General features: G+C 74.3%; 11 protein-coding genes and 1 pseudogene. 9 read left to right on the forward strand and 3 right to left on the reverse strand.

Translation table 11 applies throughout. The features are described 5' to 3' along the window. The first annotated feature begins 21 nt into the window (after positions 1 to 21). The 7 genes and pseudogenes from ACFZAU_RS33675 to ACFZAU_RS33705 all read left to right on the forward strand — a co-directional run bounded on the left by ACFZAU_RS33675 (position 22) and on the right by ACFZAU_RS33705 (position 8,312). Positions 22 to 824, forward strand: a pseudogene (locus ACFZAU_RS33675) (crotonase/enoyl-CoA hydratase family protein). 19 nt (positions 825 to 843) lie between these two features. Beyond that, positions 844 to 1,794 (forward strand): Zn-ribbon domain-containing OB-fold protein, encoded by a 951-nt coding sequence (locus ACFZAU_RS33680; RefSeq protein WP_500555321.1) that lies wholly within the window; start codon positions 844 to 846, stop codon positions 1,792 to 1,794. Beyond that, complete coding sequence (locus ACFZAU_RS33685; RefSeq protein ID WP_500555322.1) at positions 1,791 to 2,864, forward strand: thiolase family protein; 1,074 nt, start codon at positions 1,791 to 1,793, stop codon at positions 2,862 to 2,864. Before ACFZAU_RS33680 ends, ACFZAU_RS33685 begins: the two co-directional genes overlap by 4 nt. Next, positions 2,861 to 4,039 carry a thiolase family protein gene (locus ACFZAU_RS33690; RefSeq protein WP_500555323.1) on the forward strand — a complete coding sequence of 393 codons (1,179 nt, stop codon included), beginning with the start codon at positions 2,861 to 2,863 and terminating at the stop codon, positions 4,037 to 4,039. Before ACFZAU_RS33685 ends, ACFZAU_RS33690 begins: the two co-directional genes overlap by 4 nt. Before the next feature lie 108 nt (positions 4,040 to 4,147). After that, positions 4,148 to 4,387 (forward strand): DUF397 domain-containing protein, encoded by a 240-nt coding sequence (locus ACFZAU_RS33695; protein ID WP_018561140.1) that lies wholly within the window; start codon positions 4,148 to 4,150, stop codon positions 4,385 to 4,387. A gap of 373 nt (positions 4,388 to 4,760) precedes the next feature. After that, positions 4,761 to 7,643: an ATP-binding protein gene (locus ACFZAU_RS33700; RefSeq protein WP_500555324.1), complete on the forward strand. Its 2,883-nt coding sequence runs from the start codon at positions 4,761 to 4,763 to the stop codon at positions 7,641 to 7,643. 168 nt (positions 7,644 to 7,811) lie between these two features. Then, positions 7,812 to 8,312: a hypothetical protein gene (locus tag ACFZAU_RS33705; protein ID WP_500555325.1), complete on the forward strand. Its 501-nt coding sequence runs from the start codon at positions 7,812 to 7,814 to the stop codon at positions 8,310 to 8,312. Here ACFZAU_RS33705 and ACFZAU_RS33710 read toward each other — a convergent pair. Together ACFZAU_RS33710 and ACFZAU_RS33715 are read right to left on the reverse strand one after the other, a co-directional pair. After that, positions 8,275 to 10,284, reverse strand: coding sequence for an N-acetylmuramoyl-L-alanine amidase (locus ACFZAU_RS33710; protein ID WP_500555326.1), 2,010 nt, complete (start codon positions 10,282 to 10,284; stop codon positions 8,275 to 8,277). The two genes, ACFZAU_RS33705 and ACFZAU_RS33710, sit on opposite strands and share 38 nt — an antisense overlap. Positions 10,285 to 10,602: 318 nt before the next feature. Next, on the reverse strand, positions 10,603 to 11,697 hold the full coding sequence (locus tag ACFZAU_RS33715; protein ID WP_500555327.1) for an aminoglycoside phosphotransferase family protein: 1,095 nt from the start codon (positions 11,695 to 11,697) through the stop codon (positions 10,603 to 10,605). 395 nt (positions 11,698 to 12,092) lie between these two features. Between ACFZAU_RS33715 and ACFZAU_RS33720 the strand changes: the two genes are divergently transcribed. Further along, positions 12,093 to 13,568 carry a DNA-binding protein NsdB gene (locus ACFZAU_RS33720; protein WP_499607319.1) on the forward strand — a complete coding sequence of 492 codons (1,476 nt, stop codon included), beginning with the start codon at positions 12,093 to 12,095 and terminating at the stop codon, positions 13,566 to 13,568. A 252-nt stretch (positions 13,569 to 13,820) separates the two neighbouring features. Here ACFZAU_RS33720 and ACFZAU_RS33725 read toward each other — a convergent pair whose 3' ends face one another. Further along, positions 13,821 to 15,314 (reverse strand): PP2C family protein-serine/threonine phosphatase, encoded by a 1,494-nt coding sequence (locus ACFZAU_RS33725; RefSeq protein ID WP_500555328.1) that lies wholly within the window; start codon positions 15,312 to 15,314, stop codon positions 13,821 to 13,823. A gap of 347 nt (positions 15,315 to 15,661) precedes the next feature. Between ACFZAU_RS33725 and ACFZAU_RS33730 the strand changes: the two genes are divergently transcribed. Further along, complete coding sequence (locus tag ACFZAU_RS33730; RefSeq protein ID WP_500555329.1) at positions 15,662 to 17,086, forward strand: HEAT repeat domain-containing protein; 1,425 nt, start codon at positions 15,662 to 15,664, stop codon at positions 17,084 to 17,086. The last annotated feature ends 30 nt before the right edge of the window (positions 17,087 to 17,116 follow it).

The following is a 17,116-nucleotide window of genomic DNA, read 5'->3' on the forward strand; positions in this document are numbered from 1 at the left end:
ACGCGACGCGGGAGGACGGCGATGGGCGGCACCGAACACCTCACGGTGGAGCGCGTCGGCGCGACACTCGTACTGACCCTGGACCGGCCTGAGGCGCGCAACGCGCTCTCCCTGCCCATGCTCGTGGGCCTCCACGACGGCTGGATGGAGGCCGACCGGGACGACGCGATCCGCTCCGTGGTGCTGACCGGCGCCGGCGGGGCCTTCTGCTCCGGCATGGACCTCAAGGCCCTCGCCGCCGACGGCGGGACGGACGGCCGGCCGTACCGGGAACGGCTCACCGCCGACCCCGACCTGCACTGGAAGGCCCTGCTGCGCCACCACCGCCCCCGCAAGCCGGTGATCGCCGCCGTCGACGGGGTCGCCGGTCAGGCGGCACCGAGATCCTCCAGGGCACCGACATCCGCGTCGCCGCGGAGAGCGCGGTCTTCGGCCTGTTCGAGGTACGCCGCGGCCTCTTCCCCATCGGCGGCTCCACCGTCCGCCTCGCCCGCCAGATCCCGCGCACGCACGCGCTGGAGATGCTGCTCACCGGCCGCCCCTACACCGCGGCCGAGGCCGAGCGGATCGGGCTGGTCGGCCACGTGGTTCCCGACGGCACCGCCCTGGACAAGGCCCTGGAGATCGCCGCACTGGTCAACGCCAACGGCCCGCTGGCCGTCGAGGCCGTCAAGGCCTCCGTCTACGAGACCGCGGAGATGACCGAGGCCGAGGGACTGAGGTCCGAACTGGAGCGCGGCTGGCCCGTCTTCGCCACCGCCGACGCCAAGGAGGGCGCCAGGGCCTTCGGGGAGAAGCGCCCGCCCGTCTACCGCCGCGCCTGACACGAGAGGTCACCACGCCATGCCCGAACCGCTCACCGCGCCCCTCGTCGTCGAGTTCCCCTTCACCCGCTCCCTCGGGCCGGTGCAGAGCGCCTTCCTCACCGGCCTGCGCGAGCGGACCGTCCTCGGCGTGCGCACCGGTGACGGCCGCGTCCTCGTCCCGCCCGTCGAGTACGACCCGGTCACCGCCGAGGAGTTGCGCGACCTCGTCGAGGTCGGCATCACCGGCACCGTGACCACCTGGGCCTGGAACCCGTCCCCGCGCCCCCAGCAGCCGCTGGCCACCCCCTTCGCCTGGGTCCTGGTCCGGCTCGACGGCGCCGACACCGCGCTGCTGCACGTCCTGGACGCACCCGGCCCGGAGGCGGTGCGCACCGGCATGCGCGTCCGCGTCCGCTGGGCCGACCTGCGTACCGGCGCCGTCACCGACATCGCGTGCTTCGAACCCGCCGGGGACGACGCCGGCGGCGAGACCGTCGCGACGGCGCACACCGGCGCCTTCGCCGAACCCGTCACCGGCATCACCGTGCCCGCCCGCCTGGAGTACACCTACGCCCCCGGCCGGGCCCAGAGCCGCTACCTGGCGGGCCTGGCCGAGCGCCGCACCCTCGGCGAGCGCTGCCCCTCCTGCCGCAAGGTCTACGTCCCGCCCCGGGGCGCCTGCCCCACCTGCGGCGTCGCCACCGACGAACAGGTCGAGGTCGGCCCGCGCGGCACCGTCACCACCTACTGCATCGTCAACATCAAGGCCAGGGGCCTCGACATCGAGGTGCCGTACGTCTACGCCCACATCGCCCTCGACGGCGCCGGACTCGCCCTGCACGGCCGCATCGGCGGCATCCCGTACGACCGGGTGCGCATGGGCCTGCGCGTCGAACCCGTCTGGAGCGACGACGGGGGCTACCCCGACCACTACCGGCCGACCGGAGAGCCCGACGCCGACTACGACACCTACAAGGAGCTGCTGTGACCACGCGGACGAGGCGGGAGGCGCGCCGGGAGGTGGCCGTCGTGGCGTTCGCCCAGACCCGGCACGTGCGCGACAGCGCCGCGCTCTCCGAGGTCGAGATGCTGATGCCGGTGCTGCACGAGGTGCTGGACCGGGTCGGCCTGACCGCGGGCGAGATCGGCTTCACCTGCTCGGGCTCCTGCGACTACCTGGCGGGCCGGGCCTTCTCCTTCACCATGGCGCTCGACGGGGTCGGGGCCTGGCCGCCGATCTCCGAGTCCCACGTGGAGACCGACGGTGCTTGGGCGCTGTACGAGGCCTGGGTCAAGCTGCTCACCGGTGAGGCCGACACCGCACTGGTCTACTCCTACGGCAAGTCCTCACCGGGACGGCTGCGGGACGTGCTGACCCGCCAGCTCGACCCCTACTACCTGGCACCGCTGTGGCCCGACTCCGTCGCCCTGGCCGCGCTCCAGGCACAGGCGCTGATCGACGCCGGCGACACCGACGAGGCCGCGCTCGCCGCCGTCGCCGGCCGCAACCGGACGGCGGCCGTCGCCAACCCGTATGCGCAGGAGTCCGGCGACCGGCCGCAGGGGGAGTACGTGGTGCGGCCGCTGCGCCGGGGCGACTGCCCGCCGGTCGGCGACGGCGCGGCCGCGGTCGTGCTGGCCGCCGGGGACACCGCACGGCGGCTGTGCGCGCGCCCCGCCTGGATCCGCGGCATGGACCACCGCATCGAGGCCCATTCGCTCGGGGTCCGGGACCTCACCGACTCGCCCTCCACCCGGCTGGCCGCGGAACGCGCGGGGGCCTTCGACGCGCCCGTGGACACCGCCGAGCTCCACGCCCCCTTCACCTCCCAGGAGGTCGTGCTCCGCAAGGCACTCCGCCTGGGGGACGACGTCGTGGTCAACCCCTCGGGCGGACCGCTCGCCGCGAACCCCGTGATGGCCGCCGGCCTGGTCCGGCTCGGCGAGGCCGCCGCCCGCATCCACCGCGGAGCGTCCCGCCGGGCGCTCGCCCACGCCACGTCCGGGCCCTGCCTGCAGCAGAACCTGGTCGCCGTCCTGGAAGGAGAGGACCGATGAGCACGCTGACCGGCAGGGAGCCCGTCGCGGTCGTCGGCGTCGGCCAGACCCACCACACCTCGGCGCGGCACGACGTCTCCATCGCGGGACTGGTCCGCGAGGCCGCCCACCGCGCCCTGGTGGACGCGTCGATGACCTGGGCGGACGTCGACGCCGTCGTCATCGGCAAGGCCCCGGACTTCTTCGAGGGCGTGATGATGCCCGAGCTGTACCTCGCCGACGCCCTCGGCGCGGTGGGCAAGCCGATGATGCGGGTGCACACCGCGGGTTCGGTCGGGGGCTCCACCGCGCTGGTCGCCACGAGCCTGGTCGCGGCACGGGTCCACCGCACGGTCCTCACCCTCGCCTTCGAGAAGCAGTCCGAGTCCAACGCGATGTGGGGGCTGTCCCTGCCCGTTCCCTTCCAGCAGCCCCTGCTGGCCGGGGCGGGCGGCTTCTTCGCGCCGCACGTGCGCGCCTACATGCGCCGCACGGGCGCTCCCGACACCGTCGGCGCGCTCGTCGCGTACAAGGACCGGCGCAACGCGCTGCGGAACCCGTACGCCCATCTGCACGAGGAGGACATCACGCTGGAGAAGGTGCGCTCCTCGCCCATGCTCTGGGACCCGATCCGCTACTCCGAGACCTGCCCGTCCTCCGACGGGGCCTGCGCGATGGTGCTCACCGACGAGGCGGGCGGGCGCCGCGCCCCGGGACCGGTGGCCTGGGTGCACGGCGGGGCGATGCGCAGCGAGCCCACGATGTTCGCGGGCAAGGACTTCGTCAGCCCGCGGGCCGGGCGCGACTGCGCGGCCGACGTCTACCGGCAGGCGGGCGTCACCGATCCGCGGCGGCAGATCGACGTCGTCGAGATGTACGTGCCGTTCTCCTGGTACGAGCCGATGTGGCTGGAGAACCTCGGCTTCGCGGAGGAGGGCGAGGGCTGGAAGCTCACCGAGGCGGGGGTGACGGAGTCCGACGGCGACCTGCCCGTCAACCCTTCGGGTGGTGTGCTGTCCACCAACCCGATCGGCGCCTCGGGGATGATCCGCTTCGCCGAGGCCGCCCTCCAGGTGCGCGGCACCGCGGGCGGGCACCAAGTGGACGGCGCACGCCGGGCGCTCGGGCACGCATATGGCGGCGGTTCGCAGTTCTTCGCCCTGTGGATGGTCGGATCCGGGCACCCCGGAGAGTGAAGCGGGCATGAACCGGTACCCGGTCCGGGCAGGTTCTCCCATGACCTGTCCGGGCCCCGGCACGGTCGCTAGGCTGGCCCGGACGACGGAGTCGGGAGGAGAGCGGACGTGGCCGAGAGCACGATCGGATCGCCGTTGGCCAACGGGAAGAAGCCGCAGCTTGATCTGGCCAACGCAACATGGCAGTCGAGCAGCCAGGGCACAGGAGACGTCCAGATCGCCTTCGTCGAGGGCTACATCGCCATGAGGGACGGCCGGAGCCCCGAGGGGCCCTCGCTGATCTTCACCCCGGCGGAGTGGCGGGCCTTCGTCCTCGGGGCCCGCGACGGCGAGTTCGACCTCACCTGACGGACCCCCACGGGCGCGTCCGGCGGCCCGCCCTCGCACGCGGAGGCGAGCCGCCGGCGCACCCCCGGCGCGCGGGGCGCCACCCGTGCGCCCGCCCCCGTCGCCTCCCCGGCGCATGCACCCGACGGCTCGTCATGACGCCGTCGCCCCGGCATGTGCCGGAGGCATCGCGGGTGGTGCGTTCCCGCATGTGGGCGTACCTGATCGAGCAGGGTCGATCATTCCCCGGACGGTTGTGAACAGCCGTCACCAGTTCGCACTTATCCACTCACGCTCGGTCCCTGGTGGCGTACGCTGAGGAGCCACCGGACAGGCGTCCGGGCATCACCGGTGCGCCCCCGGCGCGCGCCGGATCAGGGGCAGGGGGTGCACTATGGCGCGGCGCACACCGAAGTCCCGGCGACCGCTCCTCGAACGCGAGGCCGAACTCGTGGCCGTCGACGAGGCGCTGGCGGAACTCACGGGCGTACGGACCCAGGGGGACCACCCCCGCAGCGGCACCCGGCGCGGTGGCGTCCTCGCCTTCGCGGCCCCCGCGGGCCTCGGCAAGACCACCCTGCTCGCGGAGACCCGGCGCCGGGCCTCCGCCCTCGGCTGCACCGTCCTGTACGCCCGCGGCGGCGACCAGGAGCAGGGCGTCGCCTTCCACGTGGCCCGCCAGCTGCTCCAGCCCCAGCTCGCCGGAGCCGGCGACGAGGTGCTCCGCTCCACCCTCGGCAGCTGGTACGGCATCGTCGGCCCCGCCCTGGGGCTGTGCACCGACGGCGAGGGCGCGCCCCCCGACCCGCAGGGCCTCGCGGACGGACTCGACTGGGTCCTGACCCACATCGCCGTCCGCCGCGCCCCCGTGGTCCTCGTGCTCGACGACGCCCACTGGGCCGACCCCGAGTCCCTGGGCTGGCTGGCCGCCTTCGCGCCCCGCGCCGAGGAACTCCCGATGCTCGTCGTCGTGGCCTACCGCCCCGACGAACTCCCCGCCCACGCGGAGGCGTTCCGCGGGCTGCCGGACCGCTCCGGGACCCGCCCGCTCGGCCTGGAACCGCTCAGTGCCGCCGCCATCGGCCGGCTCGTCCGCGACGCCGTGGGCGAGCACGCCGACGAGGCCTTCTGCCGCGAGGCCTGGGCCGTCACCGCCGGCAACCCCTTCGAGGCCGTGGAGCTCACCGCCAAGGTCCTCGACCGCGCGCTGCGGCCCGACGAGACCAGCGCGCACCTCCTGCGCGACCTCGCCGCCGCCGCCAAGGGCAGCGGACTCATCGCCCGCCTGGAGCGCCTGGGCACCTCCACCGTCCGCATGGCGTGGGCCTCCGCCGTCCTCGGCACGTCCATCTCGCCGGCCATCGCGGCGAGCGTGGCGGGCCTGGGCGGCGAGGAGGCCGCCGACGCCGCGGACCGGCTGCGCAAGGCCCGCATCCTCACCGGCAGCGACGTCCTGGAGTTCGTCCACCCCCTCATCGCCACCGCCGTGTACCGGGCGATCCCCGACGCCGTCCGGGTCGCCCTGCACGGCCAGGCCGCCTGGTCCGTCGTGGACGCGGGGCTCGGCCCCTCCGCCGCCGCACGCCACCTGCTGGAGACCCACCCCGAGGGCGACCCCTGGGTCGTCGCCCAGCTGCGCCAGGCCGCCCGGGACACCGCCCGGGCCGGCGCCCCCGACGCGGCCCGCCGCTACCTCGCCCGCGCGCTGCGCGAGCCGCCGCCGTTCGAGGACCGGGCGTCCGTGCTCTTCGAGCTGGGCTGCTCCTCCCTGCTCACCGAGCCGGCCACCACCGTCAACCACCTGCGCGCCGCGCTCGAGGAACCGATCGTCGACCCGGCGCTGCGCGACGCGATCACCTACCGGCTCTCCCAGGCACTGGCCCACTCCGACCGGCTCGGCGAGGCCGCCGACACCGTGGGTCAGGCCGCCCGTACCGCCACCAACGCGCGGGCCCGGCTGCGGATGCAGGAAGAGCAGTTCATGTGGGACGCCTTCCGCTCCGACGAACCCGACTCCCCGGCCCGCTCCCGCCGGCTGGCCCGCCTCGCCGACCGGCTGTCCGGACGCGACCTGACCGAGCGCTACATCATCGGCCTGCGCGCCTGGGACGCCACCCTCCGCGGCGAGACCGCCGAGACCGCGCTGCGGCACTCCGACCGCGCCCTCGTCGGCGGCCTGCCCTGGGCCAGCGAGGACTTCGGCTTCGAGGTCCCGGTGCTGGTCGCGATGACGTACATGTACGCCGACCGGCCCGGCCGCGCCGAGGAGCTCTTCGCCGCCGGCATCGGCGACTACGAGCGCCAGGGATGGCGCGGCGCCCATCTCGCCTTCGGCTACTCCCTGCTCGGCTACGTCCGTTACCGCCGCGGCCGGCTCGCCGAGGCCGAGGACTTCGCCCGCGACGGCCTGCGCCTCGCCGACCGCGTCGGCCGCGGCACCCCCGTCGTCTGGTACACGGTGGCGATCCTCGTCGAGATCCTGCTCGCCCGCGGCCGGGTCCGCGAGGCCGCGGCCCTCGCCGAGGAGTACGACTTCTGCGAGCCGTTCCCGGCGGCCGTCACCTTCCCGGACGCCCAGACGGTCTACGGCGAGCTGCTGCTCGCCCGGGGCCTGGTCAACGACGCCATCGCCCAGCTCGAGGCGTGCGGCCGGCGGCTCGACCCCCGGGGCATGCGCAACCCCGCATGGTCCCCGTGGCAGCTCCACCTCGCCCTCGCCGAGGCCCGGGAGACCCCGCAGCGGGCCCGTGCCACCGCGGCCGACGCGGTCGAGCGCGCCCGCCAGTACGGCACGGCGTCCGCGATCGGCCAGGCGCTGCGGGTCTCCGCCGAGGTGGCCGCGGAGCCCGACCGGCTCAAGCTGCTGCACGAGGCCGTCGCGCACCTGGAGCGCTCGCCCGCCGGTTATGAGCTGGCCCGGGCCCTGGTCGACCACGGCGCCGCACTGCGCCGCGAGGCCCGGCTCCAGGAGGCGGCCGAGCAGCTCTACCGGGGCCTGGAGACCGCCGTCCACTGCGGCGCCGACACACTCGCCGAACGCGCCCGCGACGAACTCGCGGCCGCCGGACTGCGCCCCCGAAGGCTCCGCACGACCGAGACGGACGCCCTCACCGCCCAGGAACGGGCGGCCGCCTCACGGGCCGCGCGCGGCGAGGACGACGAGCAGATCGCCGCGGGTCTGGACACCGACGTGGAGGGCGTCACCCGCTTGCTCTCCGCCGTCTACCGCAAGATCGGCACCGACCGGGCGGGCCTCGCCAGGGCCCTGGCGCCCTGAGGCCCTCCCGTCCGAGCGGCTTCACCCGCCGCCGCTGCGAGGCGCCCGGGCGTCCTCCTGCCAGGGCACTCGACCGCTCCGGCGCCGCGGTGCGGGCGAGACTTCGGCGACGGGGCCGGGCGGCCGACCCCGGGCACGCGGGCCGTCCGGGGACCGTACGATGGGCGCATGTCGTTCCTCCGCCGCCGCAACGCCGCAACGCCCACAGGGCCGGAATTCGACGTCCTGGCCATGGACCCGGGCGACTGGCCGGGCGAACTCGGCGCCGGGCTGCTGCCCGGTGAGGACGGCAGCTGCCAGGGCATCTTCCTGCGCTACGACCTCTTCGGCGGCCGCGGTCCCGCCATGCTGATCGGCAACCTCCCCGAGGGCTCGCCCGCCCGCGACCTCGAAGAGGGCCAGGTCCCCTTCGAGGTCGCGCAGCTGCTGCTGGCCCTCGGCAATGACGAGCCGGTGGAGGTCGTCGGCAGCGAGGACACCCCGGTCATGCACGGTGACAACCTGCTGATCGTGCGCAAGGTGAAGCTGTCCGAGGGGCGCATCGCCTGCACGCAGTTCGACCGCAGCGACGGCGTCCTGGTCACCATCGCGACGTGGGACCGCCCGATCACGGACGACCTCTACCAGTTGCTCAAGCCCCTCCCCGCGGAGATGTTCCAGCAGGGCTGACCGGGGCCCAGGAAGGCCGCAGGTCGACGTCCGCGGCCTTGACCCAGGCCACCCGGTGGCCGAACTGGATCTCGAAGTAGAGCTCCTCGCCCCGCACCACCACGTGCTGCGACGCGTCGAAGGTGACCGCCCGGTAGTACTCGCCGCGCGTGGCCTGGCCCACGGCGTAGCTCTGCCCCGCGAGCAGCCGGTACGGCAGCGGGGACTCCGGCTGCACCGGGACGCCCGCCGGGTAGGCCGACGCCTCCGGGTAGGCGCGCCCGTAGACGGGGACCTCCGCGCGGCCCTCCTTCGGCGTGACCAGCAGGCCCGTGGCGGGCAGGGCGGTCCGGTGCCCCCGGGGGTCGTGGAACCAGGCCTTCGTGCCGAGGTACCAGATCGCCGTCCAGTCCCCCCGCCGTCCGGCCACCGCGAACTGCTGGCCGGTCGAGGCGCGGGCCCCGGTGTCGTTCACCCCGGTCGTCGAGGGGGCCTCCCCGTGCAGGCCGGCGTCCCTGACGAGCGGGGCGTCCTCGCGCGGCTCGGTGTACAGCCGTACGGCCGTGGAACCGCGGGAGGGGCAGGTGTCGCCGGCGGTCGTGCACCCCGTGTAGACGGGCCGGTTGGAGACGTAGTCCGGGGCGATCGTCAGCAGCGCGCTCCCCGGCCCGGCGGTCTGCCGGAAGGGCGCCCCCAGCAGCTGGAAGTAGTGCGCCCAGTCCCAGTACGGGCCCGGGTCGGTGTGCATCCCCGGGATGTTCGCGGGGGTCGGCCCCGGGACGTCGTCGTGGCCCAGGACGTGCTGCCGGTCCAGCGGGACGCCGTAGCGCAGCGCCAGGTAGCGGACCAGGCGGGCCGACGCCCGGTACATCGCCTCCGTGTACCAGGTGCCCGGATCGGTGAGGAAGCCCTCGTGCTCGATGCCGACCGACTTGGCGTTGACGTACCAGTTGCCCGCGTGCCAGCCGACGTCCTTGGTCCGCACGTGCTGCGCGACGTGGCCGTCGGAGGAGCGGATCGAGTAGTGCCACGCCAGGTAGTCCGGCTTCCGCACCAGTTGGAGGGTGGTGTCCCAGGTGGCCTCGGTGTCGTGCACCACGATGTAGTCGATCTTCTGGTCGTGCGGACGGTCGGCGAGGTCGTGGTTGCCGTAGTCGCCCGTGCCGTACTCCTCGTACGGAGCCGGGATCCACTCGCAGGCGATCGTGCGCGGGCACTCCGTCCGGTCCGCGGCGACGGTGCGCAGGCCCAGCGAGCGGAGCCGGCCGGTGTCCGGCGTGAGACCGGGGTGCGCGGCCAGGACGAGGGTCTCCCCGTCCTCCGTGGTGCGCGTGGCGCCGTCCCGGATCACCTGGAAGACGTCGTCGGCGAAGACCGCGGCCGTGGCGGCGTCGTCGGCGCCCGAGTAACGGGCGACCGCGCCGTACCAGCGCGCGGGATCGGAACTCAGCGGCGCGCCCAGCGACTTCTGGGCCTGGGCCAGCAGTGCCGCGCCGCCCTCGACGTTGGCCGCCGGGTCCTCCCGCAGCGCCTCGGCGCTCAGCCCGGTCAGCCCGGCGGCGCGGTCCAGCGTGCTGAGCGACGGGGGCAGCGCACGGGTGTCCGCGGCGGGCAGTCCGACGTCGGTGAGGGGACGTCCTACGTCGCCGCGCGGGTCGTCACCACCATCACCCCTTCGAGGGAAGTCGCTGAGCGCCGTCCGGGCGTCCGTGAGGTGCATGGGGCCGTATCCGCCGGTGACGCTGGGCAGCCCGCGGTGGGTGTCCCAGCGCGACTCCAGGTAGGCCAGGCCCATCAGCACGCTCTGCGGCACGTGTTGGCGCTCGGCGGCGTCCTCGAAAGCCTGCCGGAGCGTCGTGTCCCGCTCCTCCGGGGCCGCGCCGGCCGCGGGGAGCGGCGACAGCGCGGAGAGCAGGGCGCCGACGGCCACGCTGACCGTCGCGGCGGTGACGACCTTGCGCGGGCGTCTCGCGTTGTGGGGGGATCCTCGCACTGCAGCCTCCTGTGGTGACGCACGGGGCCGTTCGGCACCACAGAGGTATCCCCTGTCCGACGTCCCGTCAACTGTGCGTCCGGAGCGCCGTTTACGCATGTCAGCGCCCGTGCGGGAACTTTCGCCGCACGGGCGCCGTGGCCTGCGGTGCGTCAGAGGACCGGACCACCGGCGGTGCCGCCCCGGCCCTGCGGCCGTCCGGGCGGCACCGCGACGTGACCGGAGGACTCTCCCCTGGCCCCCGGGTCCGCGACCGCGGTGCTCCGTCGTCCACCACGCACCGGTTCCTCCTCCTGCCTCCGGGAACCGGCCGGAGGATCACCTCGTTCCGACTGCGGCCCTGACGGCCCGCCGGGCGAGGCCCGCGTCGTCGTGCAGCCGGCGCAGCAGCAGCCGCTGCTCCTCGCCGGCGTCGGCCGCGCCCGGACCCGCCGGGACGGTGCTGCGCATCGTGCGCTGCACGGCCGTCTCGTAGGTGCGGATCTCGCGGGTGACCACCAGCATCAGGTTGACCAGGAAGGCGTCCCGCGCGATCGGGCCCGCGGCCTGTGCCATCTGGCTGATCTGCCGCCGGGTGACCGGGTCGTCGCCCAGGATCATCCAGAGCACCGCCAGGTCGTAACCGGGCAGGTACCAGCCGGCGTGCTCCCAGTCGACCAGCACCGGGCCGGCCGGGGAGAGCAGGATGTTGGAGAGCAGGGCGTCGCCGTGGTTGAACTGGCCCTGCGCGTGCGCCAGTCCGTGCAGCAGCTTCTGCAGGTCGCCCATGTCGCGGTCGGTGAGCAGGCCCAGCTCGTGGTAGCGGGACAGCCGTGCCGCGTAGTCGACCGGCGCGTCGAAGACCCCGGCCGGCGGACGCCACATGTTGACCCGGGAGATCGCGCTGAGCGCCATCCGCACGTCCGCCCGCGGCGGGGCCTCCGACGGGTGCCGCTGCAGGGCCGCGACCCGTCCGGGCATCCGCTCCAGGACGAGCGTGCAGCTCTCGGGGTCGGCGGCGATCAGCCGCGGCGCCCTGACCGGCGGCCGGTGCCGTACGAACGCCCGGTACGCGGCGATCTCGTGCCGGTACCGCTCCACCCAGGCGGGGGAGTGGTCCAGCAGGCACTTGGCGACCGCGGGGGCACGGCCCGAGGTGCCGACCAGCAGCACCGAGCGGCCGCTGCGGCGCAGCATCTGGACGGGCGTGAACTCGGGACAGATGCGCTGCACCGAGGCGATGGCCGAACGCAGCTGCGCGCCTTGCGGACCGGTCAAGTCGAGCCTCCCGCTGAGCGGGTGGGAGGTCCCCGGCGCGCCCCTGCGCGGAGCGGGCAGCACCGGGCGAGGACGTATGGCGGTCCCGGTCCCGGAGAACCCCGGGATCTGGGTCGGCCGGGGCGGTGCGGACACGGAGGACGATGCTGAATACATATGGGGAGACAGATCCCTTCGTGTGCCAACGAGCTCTTGACGAGGTGGCGGGGCCGGCGCGTGGACGGATCCGGAGCCGGAGTCGGCGTCCGGTCCCGCACCCTGGGGAATGCGGGTCCGGGCCGGCGGTCCGAACTGTCCACGCGCCGTACGCCCCTCGCGTACCAGTACGCACATGCCTCTCGAGTTGTTCAACGCTGATCGGCGTTTTTCGAAAGTTGCTCATATGCGACCGTTCGCGAGCCGGCGAGCGCCGGGCCGGGTGGCGCGTTCTTACTTGACCACCGCGTGCGGGTGGCAGACCATCTGGCGCACCCTGGCGAACCATGGCGAATGCTCGCGGCGGCGCTGACCGGCCGTTAGTGTCAACAGTGCCGAGGAACCTGGGGGCTTGGATGGACAAGGAAGCCAACACACGGCTAGCGGACCTGTTCGCACTCACCGGATGGTCCAAGGGAGAGCTCGCGCGACTCGTCAACCGGCAGGCGGCGGCCATGGGCCACCCGCAGCTGGCGACGGACACCTCGCGCGTGCGCCGCTGGATCGACACCGGTGAATCTCCCCGCGAACCCGTGCCCACCGTGCTGGCGGCCCTGTTCACCGAGCGTCTCGGCCGTGTCGTAACCATCGAGGATCTCGGGTTCGGCCGGCATCGGCGTACGGGAAGGAAGCAGTCCGTCAGCGCCGACGGACTGCCCTGGCCACCGGAGCGAACAGCCGCGGTCCTCACCGAATTCACGGGAATGGACCTCATGCTCAACCGACGCGGTCTGGTGGGCGCGGGAGCCGCGCTTGCCGCGGGTTCCGCAATCAGCAGCGCCATGTACGACTGGCTGCACACCGATCCGGCGCTCGCGGCCGACGCCCCCACCACCCACGACCCCTTCGCCGTCGACGCCGCCTCCTACGACCGTTACGAGGCGGCCCCGGTCGGCTCCCAGGAGATCGAGGCGCTCGAGCGCTCGGTCGAGGTGTTCCGCGCCTGGGACGCGTCCCGCGGCGGCGGGCTGCAGCGCAAGGCGGTCGTCGGGCAGCTCAACGAGGTGGGCGGCATGCTCGCCTACCACCACCCCCCGCACCTCAAGCGCAGGCTCTGGGGCGTGGCGGCCAACCTCGCCGTCCTGGCGGGGTGGATGTCCCACGACGTGGGCCTGGAGCCCACTGCGCAGAAGTACTTCGTCATCGCGGCGCACGCTGCCCGCGAGGGCGGCGACCGGCCCAGGGCCGGCGAGGCGCTGTCCCGCGCCGCCCGGCAGATGGTCCACCTGGGCCGGCCGGACGACGCCCTGGACCTCATGAAGCTGGCGCAGTCCGGCTCCGGGCAGGAGACCCTGCCGCGTACCCGCGCCATGCTCTGCACCATCGAGGCCTGGGCACAGGCCTCCATGGGGTACGGCCAGGCGATGCGCCGCACGCTGGGCAAGGCCGAGGACCTCTTCGCCACCGACCGCGGGGACGTCCCCCCGCCGAGCTGGATGCAGATGTTCGACGAGGCCGACCTGCACGGCATGCAGGCGCTCGCGTACCGCACCCTCGCCGAGTACGAGCCGCTGGCCGCGCGGACGGCCCAGCAGCACGCCAAGCAGGCGCTGGAACTGCGTGGCAAGGGCCGGGACCGGTCCAACATCTTCGACTACATCTCACTGGCCTCGGCCTGCTTCATCGCCGACGACCCGGAGCAGGCCGACCGCTACGCACGACTGGCGCTGCTGACCATAAGGCAGAACTCGTCGCTGCGTACCTGGGACCGGCTGCGCGAGATGTACCGGCTGACGGCCCGCTACTCCGACTTCACCAGGATCCAGGACCTGCGCGAGGAGATCGAGACCGCGCTGCCCAGCGGCCCGAAGCGCAGGGGACCCGCGATCTGAGCGGAGCCCCGTACGGGGCACGTGGAGGTGCGCACGTCGCGGAAGGGCGCATGACGCGGACGTCGCGGACGCGCACACGAAGCGGACATCGCCGAGCGGGAGCCGAGCGGGACCAGCCGACTCGACGCCGAACGAGCCGGCTCTCCCGGATGTCCTCCTCGTATCGACACATCGACATGCCGATACGTCGACCGCCGGCGCCGCACCCCGGTGCGGTGCGGTCGTCGCGCGGCGGTCGACGGGGTCAGACGCTCAGTGGAACCTGGCGACGAGCACGCAGGCGTCGTCCTCGCGCTCGGGGGCGCCGAGTTCCTCCACCACGATGCGCACGCACTCCTGAGGGGTACGGGCCCGGGCGAACCTCGGGCCGAGCTCCAGCAGGTGCCGGACCGCGGCGGCCGTGTCCGAGGCCGTCGCGGAACCGGTGCGGCGCGGCAGCAGGCCGTCGGTGTGCAGCACCAGAAGGTCGCCGGGGTGCAACACCTCGGCGGCCTGGCCGTACCGGGCGCCGGAGGTGGCTCCCAGCAGGACCCCCTCGGGCGCCTCGAGCAGCCGCCCCGTCCCGTCGCGGAACAGCAGCGGGGCGGGGTGCCCGGCCTGCGCCCACACCAGGGAGCGGTCCTCCGGGCGGTAGCGGCAGCACAGGGCGCTGCCCAGCGCCGGCTGGGCCGAGCCGTCCAGCAACCGGTTGAGCCCGCCCAGCAGCGGTGCCGGGTCCAGCCCTGTCATCGCCATCCCGCGCAGCGCGCCGAGCAGCATGGCCATGCCGGAGGTGGCGGAGACCCCGTGCCCCGTCAGGTCGCCCACGGTGAGCAGGGCCGAGCCGTCGGGCAGTTGCAGGGCGTCGTACCAGTCGCCGCCGACCAGGGCGCCGGTCGAGGAGGGGAGGTAGTGGGCGGCGAGGTCGACCGTGGTGGGGCCGCCGTCCTGCGGGAACCGCAGGGAACCGCGCCACGGCGGCAGCACGGCTTCCTGCAGCTCGACCGCCAGGCGGCGCTCGGTCTGCGCGATCTGCCGCTCGCGCTGCAACGAGTCACGGGTCTCGCGCAGCGTCCGCTGGCTGCGGCGCAGTTCGCTGACGTCGCGGAGCACCGCCCACATCGAGGAGGTGGCGCCCGCGGCGTCCAGCACCGGTTCGCCCACCATGTGCACGGTACGCACCGGACCGTCCGGGCGGACGATGCGGAACTCGCAGTCGATCGGCCGGGCGTCCACCAGGCAGCCGGTGACGGCCGCGGTGAGGGTCTGCTGGTCCTCGGCGAAGAGCCAGGAGGGCAGTTCGTCCAGGGTCAGCGGCCCGTCCTCGCGGGTGCGCCCGAAGATGCGGTAGAGCTCCTCCGACCACTGGACACCGTCCGTGACCAGGTTCCACTCCGCGCTGCCGGCCCGACCCAGGGCCTGCACGGCTCCGGGGACCGGTGCGGCGACGGGGGCCTCCGGGGCCCGGGGCGCCGTCCAGGCGGCGGCCGCGGCCGCGGGCCCGGCGTCCGCCTCGCGGTCGCCGAGGACGGGGAGCCCGTCCCGCAGCTGCCCGAGGTGCGCGCCCAGGTCGTCGAGCTGGTGGACGGCCAGGTCGCACAGCGCGCGCTGCCAGCGCAGCTGCGGGTCCTCCTCGTCCTCGGCCGCGGCGTCGCGGCGGACGGCGTCGACCTTGCCGCGCAGCTGGCGGGTCTGGGAGATGAGCGCGTCCACGGTGCCGGGCTCAGGCTTCGCGGTGGCGCGATCCTCATGCAAATGGGGCGGCATGACGCTCTCCGAACATGTCTCCGAACCGGGCGCCGGCCTCAACGGGGCCGTACGGATGGGCCAGTCACGACTCTTGCACAAGGAGTGATGGCCCGTAAGGGTTTCTGCAATACCCGATCCGGTGGTGCTGACGGCATATGCCAGAAGCCTGCGGTGCCCGCACGCTCGGGGGACTCGGCGGAATGCCTCGGTCCGGGTAAGCTGCGGGACTCCGCCCGTGAGCGCGCTCACGGGCCGCCCGGGTGCTGTGCAAAGGGTTTGAACCCGGGACGATCTGCGAAGATACCTCGCAGCCGGTAACGGGAAATCCCGTTGCCAACCAACCCCCCGCACCGGATGCTGACCTCATGTTCGACCCCGACATAGCGCCCAGCGGTACCCTTCTCGGCCTCCTCCAGAGAGGACGCGGAGACGGGACCCTGCACGCCCTCGCGGCGCAGCGAGCCGACGCGCTCGCCGCGCTGGAGCAGTGCGTCCTGCGCGACCCCCGTCACGACTGGCGCGTGGAGTCCCGCTCCCTTTATTACGCGCGCCTCTACTCGGAGCTCGAGGGCCCGCTCGACGGGATCGAACAGCACCTCTTCCACCCCGACGACATCGTCAGCCCCGACGAGCACCGCTGCGGCCTGGCCCTGTCCGTCCTCGGCCACCTCGCCGGCTACGGCCGCCGGGACGCCGTCCTGCTGCTGCGCCGCTACGCCGCCACCGGCGGCAACTGGGAGTGGGCCCTGGACGAGCTCGCCGTGCGTGACGACGACGACGCGCTGCGTGCGCTCGGCCCGGCCGTGCTCGCCCGCTTCCCGCTGACCACGGAGGGTGACGCCCAGCTCGCCGCCGCGCTCCGTGAGGCGTACGAGCCGCGGCCCTGGCGGTTGTGGGCGGAGGATCCCGACCCCGCCGTCTCCGAACGCGTGCGCAAGGCGTCGGAACAGACCGCCTTCGACCGGTGGCAGCGGCAGATGCGGCCCGCCGGGCCCACCCCGGGCTGGAGCGTGCGCGCCGTGCTCGAATGGGCCCAGGAGGGCCTGGCCGCTTTCCCGGCGCAATACCGTGACGCCCCGGCTGCCCGCTGCCTGGCCGCCGTCGCCGGTCCCGAGGACCGCGAGGAGCTCGTCCAGGCGGCCCGCGGCGGTCCCGAGGCCGCCCGCGCGGCCGCCCTGCGCCACCTCTCCGACCGCCAGGACCGCGAGGCCCTCGACCTCATCGAGGCCGCCGCCCTCAGCGGGTCGGAGCTCGTCTCCCGTGCCGCCGTCGAGTCCTTCGAACGGATGCGCAGCGTCGCCGCCCTCACCCGGGCCCGCGCCTGGACGCACCGCGACGACGTGCTCGGCGCGGCCGCCGCCCGCATGCTCGCCTGTCGCGGCGGCGAACAGGACGCGGACCGCGTCCTCGGCGCGCTGCGCCGCCTCGTCCAGCGCGAGGGCGCCGACGCGGAGGGCCTGGCCACCCTCGTCGAGGGGGCAGGACGGCTCTCCATCGAGTGCGCCGCCCCCGTGCTGCGCCACGTCTACCGCGAGACCAGTTCCTCACAGGTGCGCGGCGTCGCCGCCCACGCCCTCGGCCGTACCGATCCCTGCTTCGGCGCCGGACTCGCCGTCGAGTGCCTGTGGGACTGCGAGGAGACCACCCGCGAACTCGCCGCCCGCACCGCCACGACCTCGGACGTCCGGGTCCTGGCGAGGCTGCGCAGCCTCGCCGCGGATCCCGCCGAGGAGGCCGAGGTCCAGACCGCCGTCCGCGGCCGCCTCAGCTCCGGCGACCCCGCGCGATAGGCCCTGGTCACAGCCCCTGCCCCGGTCCCG

The organism is Streptomyces sp. NPDC008238, assembly GCF_042956445.1.
Classification (GTDB): Bacteria; Actinomycetota; Actinomycetes; order Streptomycetales; family Streptomycetaceae; genus Actinacidiphila.

What these genes read in the sequence shown, in the direction of transcription:
- ACFZAU_RS33680 (WP_500555321.1), top strand. Translation starts at nt 844, where the DNA reads ATGCCCGAACCGCTCACCGCGCCCCTCGTCGTCGAGTTCCCCTTCACC.
- ACFZAU_RS33690 (WP_500555323.1), top strand. Translation starts at nt 2,861, where the DNA reads ATGAGCACGCTGACCGGCAGGGAGCCCGTCGCGGTCGTCGGCGTCGGC.
- ACFZAU_RS33700 (WP_500555324.1), top strand. Translation starts at nt 4,761, where the DNA reads ATGGCGCGGCGCACACCGAAGTCCCGGCGACCGCTCCTCGAACGCGAG.
- ACFZAU_RS33705 (WP_500555325.1), top strand. Translation starts at nt 7,812, where the DNA reads ATGTCGTTCCTCCGCCGCCGCAACGCCGCAACGCCCACAGGGCCGGAA.
- ACFZAU_RS33715 (WP_500555327.1), bottom strand. Translation starts at nt 11,697, where the DNA reads ATGTATTCAGCATCGTCCTCCGTGTCCGCACCGCCCCGGCCGACCCAG.
- ACFZAU_RS33720 (WP_499607319.1), top strand. Translation starts at nt 12,093, where the DNA reads ATGGACAAGGAAGCCAACACACGGCTAGCGGACCTGTTCGCACTCACC.
- ACFZAU_RS33725 (WP_500555328.1), bottom strand. Translation starts at nt 15,314, where the DNA reads ATGCCGCCCCATTTGCATGAGGATCGCGCCACCGCGAAGCCTGAGCCC.
- ACFZAU_RS33730 (WP_500555329.1), top strand. Translation starts at nt 15,662, where the DNA reads ATGTTCGACCCCGACATAGCGCCCAGCGGTACCCTTCTCGGCCTCCTC.